We start from the raw sequence: 10,385 nt of genomic DNA on the forward strand, positions 1-10,385 counted from the left end.
GGTCGCCGCAGTCCCTCCCGGGAGGTCCGTACCGTTGCCAGCCCGCCGGCTCGCCGTCGCGCTCCTGCTCGTGACCGCCCTGGGCACCGGCTGCTCGGCGTCCCGGCCCGCGCCCGCGGCAACGGCGCCCGCCACCACCGGGGCGCCGGCCGGGACGGCGCCCCCGGCCACCCAGCCGCCCACCACCACGGCGGCCCCCGCCACCGCCCCGCCGGCCACCCGGGCTCCCGCCACGACGGCCGCCCCGGCGCCGGCCGGGTACGTCTTCCCGGTCCGCGGCTGCGCGGTCTCCTACGGTCACAGCCACCACGACTACCCGGCCACCGACATCTTCACCCGGCGCGGCTGCCTGTTCGTGGCCCCCGTGGACGGGGTGGTCGACGAGGTGAGCCGGACCGACCGCTGGGACCCGGGCACCGACCGGGGCGCCGACCGGGGCGGGCTGGCCGTGTCGGTGGTGGGGGTCGACGGCGTCCGTTACTACGGCTCCCACCTCGGATCGGTCGCTCCGGGCGTCGCGCCCGGCGTGCGCCTGCGGGCCGGGAGCCCGCTCGGCCGGATCTCCAACACCGGCTCTGCCCGCGGGACAGGTGTCCACCTGCATTTCGGGCTCTCCTGGCCGACCCGCAACGGCGTCTGGTGGGTCCGCCGCGGGATGGTCGCCCCATGGCCGTTCCTGGACTCCTGGCGCCGCGGCGGGGACCTCTCCCCCGCCAGCGCCGTGCGCGCCGCCCGGGCGCGCGCCGGTACCGCGGTACCAGCATGCACCAGGCGCTGTTAGCTCGCGGGGTCCAGCCTTCGGCTAGCCTTGTAGGTCGACCTGGCGGCGCAGGTCGCACCGTGGGCAGGTCCAGTACCAGCCCTTGTGGCGACCGCGCCGGTAGTGCTGGGCGAAGCAGCGCACACCGGTGTGGACCGGGCAGGCCGGCACGTCGGAGAACGCCTCGGCCTGGTGGTGCTCGAGCAGCTGGCGGGCGAAGCGGCCGCCCTCCACCAGCACCATCGCCTCGCCCCGCTCCCTGGGGGTGGCCAGCACGGTCAGGTTCCCGAGGAACGACAGCCGGTCGTCGATCACCACCAGGCGCTCGGCCACGCCGTAGATGCCCACCACGGTCACGTCGGCGTCGCGCAGCGCGCCCACTCGCCGCTCGTCGTTGGGGCGGTGCTCGTGCCCGGGCTTGACGAACACGGTGACCCGGCAGCCGCGATGGGTGGCGGCCCTGAGCCAGGGCAGCACCCGGCTCGGCCTGGTGGCCAGGAACGGGCTCCAGATCCACACGTCGCGCTCTGCCGCGGCCAGGTCCCGCTCCAGCCGGGAGAAGAACGCGGCCGTCTCGTAGGTCGGGAGCTCGGAAGGGGCGGCCGGGCGGGCCGGCGACCAGCCGCGGCCGACGCTGGCGGCCACCGGGCCCGGCCGGTCCGGGCCCGGCCGGCCGCCCGGGTCCGCACCGCCGGCCGCCGGGCGGGCCTGGCCCTGCCGGCCCCCCGGGTCCGCTCCACCGCCTGGGCCCGCCCCGCCGCGTGGGCCCGTGCCACCGCCGGGACCTGCGCCGCCGCCTGGGTCCGCACCGCCGCCTGGGTCCGCACCGCCGCCTGGGTCCACGCCGCCGCCTGGGTCCACGCCACCGCCTGGGTCCACGCCACCGCCTGGACCTGCGCCACCGCCTGGGTCCGGACCTGCCGGGTCCGGACCAGCCTGCCCGGGGACGGCCCGGGCCGGGTGGCGGCGCAGCGGCAGGAAGCGGCCCGCGCCCACCACCGAGATCCTGCCCTCGTCGACCATGTCCCTGAGGTGGGCGAGCGGTCCCCGCTCGGCCCGCTCGACCGCGAGCCGGTCGGCCAGCAGGTAGGTCCGCCCGGTCGCCCTGGTCGCGCCCACGTCGAACAGGCGCAGCCCGCGCAGCTCGTGGCGGGTCCCGCCGACCCGGCCCCGGGCCAGCCAGCCCCGCTCGCGCCGGTCCTCGACCAGGTCGAGCACGGCCACGGGGAACGAGCGGCTCTGGAACCGCTGCGGCGTGCCGACCTCGACGCGCGGGTCGAGGTCGGTGTCGAGCACCGCCGCCTCGGTCATGCGCGCCTGCATCGGGTGCGGCGCGAGGATGGCGACGGGCTGGCCGAAGCGCTCGTGGTAGCGGGCGATGGCCCGGCCCAGGAGCGCGCCGACCGGCCACCACTCCCGCCTGCCCGACGCGACACCGGTCCGGATCCTGGCCAGCTCGCCGAAGCCGGACACGTCGACCAGCACCAGCTCGCCGAGGCCGTCGCCGGGCAAGCCGGTACGGGCCGCCGGCACGGTGCGCAGCACGTACTCGTAGGCGACCCGGTTGACCAGCTCCGCGGTTGCCGGGCCGAGCCGCTGCTGCTCCGACAGCACGGCGCAGCCCCGGTTGGCCTGCGCGCGGCTGGGCCGGTCGATCCCGAGCACGGCCAGGCTGTCGCGCAGCAGCCAGCGGGAGACCGGCAGCGCCTTGGAGGTCTCGAAGGCGCTCGCCGGGCCGTTCTGGAGGAAGTCGCCGACCAGGGTCACGCCGGTGCGGGCCCGGGCGGCGGCGTAGACGACGTAGGGCGGCAGCGCGGTCGACACCTCGTCGACCAGCACGTGGTCGTAGGAGCGGCCGTGGACGGCGGGGTCGGAGGCCAGCCGCTCGAGCGTGGTGGCCACCACGGAGGCGCCGGCGACCACTTTGGGGGCCAGCGCGGCGATCTCGGCGGCGAGGAGGTGGTGCTCCTCGGCGAGCCGCTCGAGTTCGTCGGTGCCGGCACGCGCGGCCGCCCGCAGCTCGGAGATGCGGGCGGCCAGCTCGGGCAGGGACTGCTCCTCGGCCGCGCGGACCAGCTCGGCGTCGGCCGGGGCGGGCAGCTCCTCCCGGGCCGCCTGGCCCACCTGGCGGCGGAGCGCCCGGCGCGCCCGCTCGTTGTCGCGCACGGCCCGGACCGCAGCGTCCAGCCGGTTACAGGCCTCGCGGCATGCCTGGTCCCGGCGGTCGAGCTCCGGCCTGGTGAGCGGCTGGGCGGCCGCCTCCAGCGCCTCGATCCGGGCGCGGGCCTGGTCGGAGTCGCGCTCGAGCTCGACCACGCGCTCCCAGGCCGGCACCAGCTGGTTCTCCAGCTCGGCCTGGGCGACGCGGTAGCGGCCGGCCGCGCCGAGCTTGGCGACCCTCCTCGCTACCGGCAGGTCGGCGTGGCCGGCGGCCGCCTCCCGGGTGGCGGCGAGCCGTTCCCTGAGCTGGCGGACCGCCTCGCGGGCGCCCCCGAGGGCCACGGAGATCCCGTCCAGCTCGCGCTGGACCGTGTCGACCTGCCGGTAGGCCTCGCGGGCGTGCTCGGCCTCGGCCACGGCGGCGTCGGCCCGCTCGACCGCCGCCCGGGCCGCGGACCGCTCCCGGTTCGCGGCCTCGCCGGCAGCGGCCAGCTCGTCGGCCTCCCGCCGCAGGGCGGCCAGCCGCTCGGCGTTGGCGGCCAGGGCCACGGCGCGCTCGTAGGCGGGGCCGTCGAAGCTGGCCAGGAGCCGCTCTGCGCGCTCGAGGACGAGCAGGTCGGGCTCGGCCCGCAGCTCGGCCACGCGGCGCTCGATCTGGGCCAGGCGGGCACGCCGCTGGCCGGCCAGCTCCTCGCAGGCCCGCTCGAGGCGGAGGAAGGGGTGGTCGGCCAGATCCATGAGGCGCGGGTAGCCGACGCGGACCATCCGGCCCGGCCAGGTGTCGACCAGGACCCTGGACGCCTCCAGCAGCGCCTGGTCCACGGCGACCCCGGTGGCCGACACGAGCAGGACGCTCTTGCCGGTCAGGGCGAGCTGGGCCACCACGTCCGCGAGCACCCTGGTCTTGTCGGTGCCCGGCGGCGCCCAGACCACGTTGACCCCGGGCGCGCAGCTCGCGGCCCAGGCCAGAGCCTCCTCGGGGCTCAGCCCGGGCCGCACGTGGGGCCCGGGCGGGGGCCGGTCGAGGACCTTGGTGTCGAAGCGGTCGGCCAAGCCGGGGTCGCGCAGCCCGGCGAGGGCGTCGAGCAGCGCCCGCAAGGGTGGCAGGGGGTCGCTGGTGGCGAACAGGTGGACGTCGTCGGTGCGGGCCGGCGCGACCACCGTCAGCATGTCGCCGTCGTGGGCGACGACCTCCACGACCTCCGAGCGGCGGTCCGGGTCGGTCGCCGGGGCCAGCCACAGCTCCCGGAGGCAGGCCACGTCGGCCCGCACGCCACGCAGGTCGACCCGGAACCTGGCGGTGAGCGCGGGCGCGGTCGACGGCTCGGGCTGGGCCGGGCCGAGGTCGACCCGCACCGGCCCGCCCGACCTGGCTGCGATCTCGGCTTCGACGGCGGCCGCGACCTCGCGGAGCCACGCGGGCTGCCTGGCCACGCCGGACGAGGCGCCACCCCTTCGCGCCACCGCCCTGGTCACCGGTCTGGCGAGCGACCCGCGGGGGGCATCCAGCTGGTCACCCTGCGCGAAGATGGTAGGCAAGCGACGCCTTTTCAGGAAGGTGAGTCTTGTCTACCTTGCCACGATAGCTCACCTTCGCGCGTACGTGAAGCCTCGTCCTGGTTTGCACCAGGGATCGTCCTGGTTCGGCACGCGGTACGGTAGAGCTGGCTCGTGGCCACATGCACGAAGGTCGTGATCTCGGTCAGACGCGAAGGAACTGGCAATCTGGATGCTCCGGAGGCGGCAACGGGTGCATCCGTTTACGATGCCCGGGCCGTAGAAGCATGCAACGGATGACGCATGCGGGAAAGGACGTCAGCGCTGCCGTGACCGACACGCTCGAGACTGCCGCTCCGGCCAGCCCCCTGGACGTCGAGGAGCTCCGCGCCCGCGTGGACGCCGCCCTGGCCGACCTGCTCGAGCGAGAGCTGGACGGGCTCGGCTTCCTCGGCGACGACCTCCCCGCGGTGGCCGATGCGCTGCGCGGCTTCGTGCTCGAAGGCGGCAAGCGGCTGCGGCCCGCGTTCGTCTACTGGGGCTACCGGGGCGCCGGCGGCGGTCCCGAGGGCCCGCTGGCCGACGCGGCCGTGCGCGCCTCCTGCTCTGTTGAGCTGCTGCACGCCTGCGCCCTCATCCACGACGACATCATGGACAACTCCGAGGTCCGCCGGGGCCGGCCCACCATGCACGTGCGCTTCGCCGACCGGCACCGGGCCTGGACCTGGCGGGGCGACCCGGCCGGGTTCGGCGAGGGGGCGGCCGTGCTCATGGGCGACCTGGCCTTCACCTGGGCCGACGTCGCCCTGGCCGAGGCCGGCCTGCCCGACGGGCGGCTCGCCGCGGCCCTGCGCGTGTTCAACCGCCTGCGCTCGGAGCTGATGGGCGGCCAGTACCTGGACCTGGTCGAGGCGCGCCGGGGCGCGCCCAGCGAGGCGGCCGTGCGCCGCGTGCTCACCTACAAGTCCGGCAAGTACACCATCGAGCGCCCGCTCCACCTCGGCCTGGCCGTCGCGGACGGCCCCCGGACACTCGCCGCCGCCTACTCCGACTACGGGCTGCCCCTGGGCGAGGCGTTCCAGCTCCGCGACGACGTCCTCGGGGTGTTCGGCTCCCCCGAGGTGACCGGCAAGCCGGCCGGGGACGACCTCCGCGAGGGCAAGGAGACCTACCTGGTGATGCGCACCCGCGCCCGCACCGGCGCAGCCGGGATGCGGCTGCTCGACGGCGCCCTCGGCGACCCGAAGCTGACCGAGGACGAGGTGGACGCGGCCCGCCGGGTGATCGTCGAGTCGGGGGCGCTGGCCGAGACCGAGGCACGCATCGGCGAGCTGCTCGGCCAGGCCAAGACGGCGATCGCGGCCGCCACCGAGGTGGACCCGGCCGCCCGCGCCGCCCTGGCCCGGCTCGCCGACCACGTCACCGACCGGGACGCGTAGCCGCCGTGGCCGGGACGACGGTGGTCGTGGGCGCCGGCCTGGCCGGGCTGTCGACCGCCATCCACCTGGCCGCCGCCGGGCGGGACGTGGTCGTGGCCGAGTCCCAGCACGGCCCGGGCGGCCGCTGCGGCACGGCCACCGTGAACGGCTACCGGTTCGACACCGGGCCCTCGGTGCTGACCATGCCCGGCGTGGTCGCGGCCACCGTGGGGGCGGCAGGCGAGGAGCTGGACGACTGGCTGGAGCTCGTGCCGCTCGACCCGGTCTACCGGCTCACCTTCCACGACGGCAGCCGGCTGGACGTGGTCCCCGGCGCCGAGCGGATGGCGGCCGAGGTCGAGCGCCTGGCCGGGCCGGACGAGGCCGCCCGCTACCGCGCCTTCCGGGCCCACCTGGCCCGCATGTACCAGGCGGAGTGGTCGGGCTTCGTCGACCGCAACTTCGACGGCCTCGGCGACCTGGTGCGGCCCCTGGCCCTGGCCCGCCTGGCCCGGCTGGGCGGCTTCCGGCGCCTGTCCAGCCTGGTCGCGACCCACCTGACCGACTGGCGGCTGCGCCGGGCGCACACCTTCCAGGCCCTGTACGCCGGGCTGTCGCCATTCGACGCGCTCGGCGTCTACGCCGTCGTCGCCTACATGGACACCGTGGAGGGGGCCTGGTTCCCCCGCCACGGCGGCATGCACGCCCTGCCCCTGGCCCTGGCCGCGGTGGCCGGGAAAGCCGGCGCGCAGCTCCGCTACGGCGCGCGGGTGGAGCGGGTCGAGGCCGGCACGGGCGGGGTCACCGGGGTGCGCCTGGAAGGCGGCGAGCTGCTGGCCGCAAGCGACGTGGTGGTCGCCAGCGACCTGCCCGGGGCCTACGCCCACCTGCTGCCCGCCGCGGCCAGGGACTGGCGGGTGCAGCGCCGCCGGCTGCACTTCGCGCCCTCCTGCTACCTCGTCCATCTCGGCCTGCCCCGGCGGCTCGACCGCCAGGCCCACCACACCCTCCACCTCGGCCGGGACTGGAAGGCCACCTTCGAGGCGCTCACCAGGCGGGGCGACCCCCAGCCCGACCCGAGCCTGCTCGTCACCTACCCGTCACCCGAGGACCCCGACGCCGCCCCGCCCGGCCACTCGACGCTGTTCGTGCTCGAGCCGACCGCCAACACCGCCCGCGGGCGCGACTGGGCGGTGCTCGGGTCGGCGATCAGGGCCCGGCTGTTCGCCCGCCTGGCCCGGCTGGGCTACGGCGACCTGGAGGCCGACCGCGCGGCCGAGCTGGTCGTCGACCCGCCCGCCTGGGCGGCGATGGGCCTGTCGGCGGGCACGCCGTTCGCGCTCGACCACCGCTTCTCCCAGACCGCCTGGTTCCGGCCGGCCAACGTCTCGGCGACCGTGCCCGGCCTGTACTTCGCGGGCATGGGCACCCTGCCCGGGGTGGGCGTGCCGATGGTGCTGGTCTCCGGCCGGCTGGCCGCCGAGCGCGTGCTCGCCCGCCCCGCCGCGGAGCGCCGGTGAGCACGGCCAGCGCACCCGCTCGCCCGCCGGCCCCAGGGGCAGCGCCGACCACGGCCCGCGGCGGAGCGCCCACCACCGCCCGCGGCGGAGCGCCCACCACCCGGGGCGCAGCGCCGACCACGGCGGCGGGGCTGCGGGCCGTGGTCCCGGCCGCGGTGGAGCCGTGCACCCTGACCGCCGCCTACGAGCGCTGCCGCCAGCTCCACCGCCGCCACGGCAAGACCTACTACCTGGCCACGCTGCTCCTGCCCGCATGGAAGCGGCGCCACGTCCACGCCCTGTACGGCTTCACCCGCTACGCCGACGAGCTCGTCGACGACCTCGACTCGACCCTGGGCAAGGCCGAGCAGGCGGCCGCCCTGCGCGGCTGGGGCGAGCGCTTCTTCGCCGGGCTGCGAGGCGCGCCGTGCGACGACCCCGTGCTGCCCGCCGTGCTCCACACCGTGCGCGCCTTCGACCTCGACGTGACCGACTTCGAGAAGTTCCTCGACGCCATGGCGATGGACCTGGTCCGCTCCGAGTACGCCACCTACGACGAGCTGCTCGGCTACATGGAGGGGTCGGCCGCGGTCATCGGCACCATGATGAGCCCGATCCTCGAGGCGTCCGACCAGGCCCGGGCCCGGGAGCACGCCCGCCAGCTGGGCCTGGCCTTCCAGCTCACCAACTTCATCCGGGACGTGGCCGAGGACCTCCAACGCGGCCGCGTCTACCTGCCAACCGCCGACCTCGAGCACTGCGGGGTGGGCAGGGCCGACCTGGCCGCCGGCGTCGTCACCCCCGCGGTCCGGGACCTGCTGGCGTTGGAGGTCGAGCGCGCCCGGGCCCACTACCGGGCCGCCGAGCCGGGCATCGAGCTGCTGGCGCCCTCCTCTCGGCCCTGCATCCGCACTGCCCTGGCCCTGTACGGCGGCATCCTCACCGAGGTCGAACGCGCCGGCTACCAGGTGCTGCGCGGCCGTGTCCGGGTCCCGAGGCGCCACCGCCTGGCCGTGGCCGGGCGCAACTGGGCCGCGGCCCGGCGAGCGGTGCTGGCCGAGCGCCGCGTGCGCGCCGTCACCCCGGGCGTCCCGCTGCGGTGACCCGCGTCCGGGCCGCTGCGGTGACCCGCGTCCGGGCCGCGCTGCTCGCGACCGCCCTGCTGGTCGCCGCCGCCGACGGCTTCCTGCTCTGGGGGCGGACGCTGGCCACCCCGGTCGGCGCGGACACGGCCCGGACCCGGTTCCTGCCCGCCCCGGCCCGGCCCGGGCCGGGCCCGCGGCCCCTGGCCGGCGTCTACCGGTACCGGACCGACGGCAGGGAGACCGTTGACCGCTTCGCCGTCGACCGCGTCTACCCCAGGGAGACGGTCCGGGTCGTCTCCCACCTGGGCGGCTGCCGCTGGCGCGAGACGGTGCCCCTGTTCGACCAGCACACCGAGACCTACGACTTCTGCAGTGAGCCGGGCCGGGGCGACGCGCGCGAGGTCGCCTACGCCACGAGCCTCACCTACTTCATGGTCCCAGGGGTCCAGCGCTTCGCCTGCGACCCCCCGGGCCGCCGCCTGCTGACCGGGGCCAGGCCCGGGGCGACGCTGCGCTGGCACTGCACGCAGCGCGGGTCGGCATCCGACAACGCCACCGTCTACGTCGGCACCGAGACGGTCCAGGTCGGCTCGTCGCCGGTCAGGGCCCGCCGCGTGCGGGTGGTCACCGGCCTCACCGGCCAGTCGACCGGCGGGGCCGTCCGCGACCTGTGGCTCGACCCGCAGGGGCTGGTGCTGCGCGAGGAGCGCCTGGTCCACCTCGTGGTCCGGTCCGGCTTCACCGGCCTGGTCGCCTACGACGAACGCGCCACCTTCGAGCTCGTCTCCCGAGAGCCCGTGGGGCTCGACCGCGCCCCCCCCGGATGACCGCCTCGAGGCCACGAACGCGGCACTTGACGAAGACGTCGTCAAGCGTAGAATTCACTTATTGTTGAGTTCAGTGGTGGATGAATTCAGGAGGATGCCATGCTGGCGCTGGTGATCAAGGAGTTCCGGCAGCTCAGGCGGGACCGCCGCACCCTGGCCATGCTCGTGGTGATGCCGCTGGTGCTGCTCACCGTGCTCGGCTACGCCGCGAGCTTCGACGTGACCTCGGTCAGGACCGTGGTGGTCGGGCCGCAGGCCGAGGCGGCCGCCGCCCGCCTGCCCGGCATGCTCGAGGTGGTCGCCGTGCGGCCCGACGACGGCCGGGCCGAGGCGGTCCGGGAGCTGCGCGACGGCCGGGCCGCGGTCGCCCTGGTGACCGGCGGGGACCAGGTCACCGCGCTGGTCGACGGCGCCGACCTGTTCGCAGCCCGGGCCGCGGTCCAGGCGTTCGCGGGTCGGTCGCAGACCGCGGCGGCCGCGGGCGGGCCCAGGGTGGACACGGAGGTGCTGTTCAACCCCGACCTGCGCACCCCGGTCATCATGGTGCCCGGGCTGATCGGCATCATCCTGGTGTTCGTGGGCACCATGGCCACCGCCCTCGGCGTGGTCCGCGAGCGCCAGAGCGGCACCCTCGAGCAGCTCGCGGTCATGCCGTTCCGGCCCAGGGACGTGTTCCTCGGCAAGGTGCTCCCCTACTTCGGCGTGGCCGCGGTCGACCTCACCGTGGTCGTCGTGGCCGGCCTGCTCCTGTTCGACGTGCCGTTCCGCGGCAACGTGCTGGTGCTGGCCCTGGGCGCGCTGCTGTTCCTGTTCGTCACCCTCGGCTACGGGGTGCTGATCTCGACGGTCTCCGAGAACCAGGGGCAGGCGATCCAGCTCGCGATCATGACCCTGCTCCCCCAGGTGCTGCTGTCCGGCCTGATCTTCCCCCTGCAGGCGATGGCCGCCGGCGTGCGCTGGATCGGCTACCTGCTCCCGCTCACCTACTTCATCCAGATCAGCCGGGGCGTGATGGTCCGCGGCACGCCCCTGTCGGCGCTCGCCGTGCCGCTGCTGGCCCTGGCCGCCCTCGGCCTGGCCGTGTTCACGCTCTCGGTGATCCGCTTCCGCCGCGACCTCGCCCCGACCGGCCGGGAGCC

General features: G+C 76.2%; 7 protein-coding genes. 6 read left to right on the top strand and 1 reads right to left on the bottom strand.

Annotated elements, in window-relative coordinates; all coding sequences use genetic code 11:
* Positions 1–34: 34 nt before the first annotated feature.
* Complete coding sequence (locus tag VG276_17730; protein HEV8651173.1) at positions 35–781, top strand: M23 family metallopeptidase; 747 nt, start codon at positions 35–37, stop codon at positions 779–781.
* 21 nt (positions 782–802) lie between these two features.
* Here the strand turns inward: VG276_17730 and VG276_17735 are convergent, their stop codons facing one another.
* Positions 803–4,459, bottom strand: coding sequence for an AAA domain-containing protein (locus VG276_17735; protein ID HEV8651174.1), 3,657 nt, complete (start codon positions 4,457–4,459; stop codon positions 803–805).
* A 254-nt stretch (positions 4,460–4,713) separates the two neighbouring features.
* On the opposite strand from VG276_17735, the gene VG276_17740 reads away from it, so the two are divergent.
* The 5 genes from VG276_17740 to VG276_17760 form a co-directional block, all read left to right on the top strand.
* The gene (locus VG276_17740) at positions 4,714–5,856 is read left to right on the top strand and encodes a polyprenyl synthetase family protein (GenBank protein ID HEV8651175.1); all 1,143 of its coding nucleotides are present in this window, start codon (positions 4,714–4,716) and stop codon (positions 5,854–5,856) included.
* A gap of 5 nt (positions 5,857–5,861) precedes the next feature.
* Positions 5,862–7,355 carry a phytoene desaturase family protein gene (crtI, locus tag VG276_17745; GenBank protein HEV8651176.1) on the top strand — a complete coding sequence of 498 codons (1,494 nt, stop codon included), beginning with the start codon at positions 5,862–5,864 and terminating at the stop codon, positions 7,353–7,355.
* 155 nt (positions 7,356–7,510) lie between these two features.
* Positions 7,511–8,437 (top strand): phytoene/squalene synthase family protein, encoded by a 927-nt coding sequence (locus tag VG276_17750; protein ID HEV8651177.1) that lies wholly within the window; start codon positions 7,511–7,513, stop codon positions 8,435–8,437.
* Positions 8,434–9,246 carry a hypothetical protein gene (locus VG276_17755; GenBank protein ID HEV8651178.1) on the top strand — a complete coding sequence of 271 codons (813 nt, stop codon included), beginning with the start codon at positions 8,434–8,436 and terminating at the stop codon, positions 9,244–9,246. The genes VG276_17750 and VG276_17755 overlap by 4 nt, the downstream gene beginning before the upstream one ends.
* 99 nt (positions 9,247–9,345) lie before the next feature.
* Positions 9,346–10,385: ABC transporter permease (locus VG276_17760; GenBank protein HEV8651179.1), on the top strand; the 1,040-nt coding region annotated here is incomplete at its 3' end.

This window comes from Actinomycetes bacterium (genome assembly GCA_036000965.1).
Classification (GTDB): Bacteria; Actinomycetota; CALGFH01; order CALGFH01; family CALGFH01; genus DASYUT01.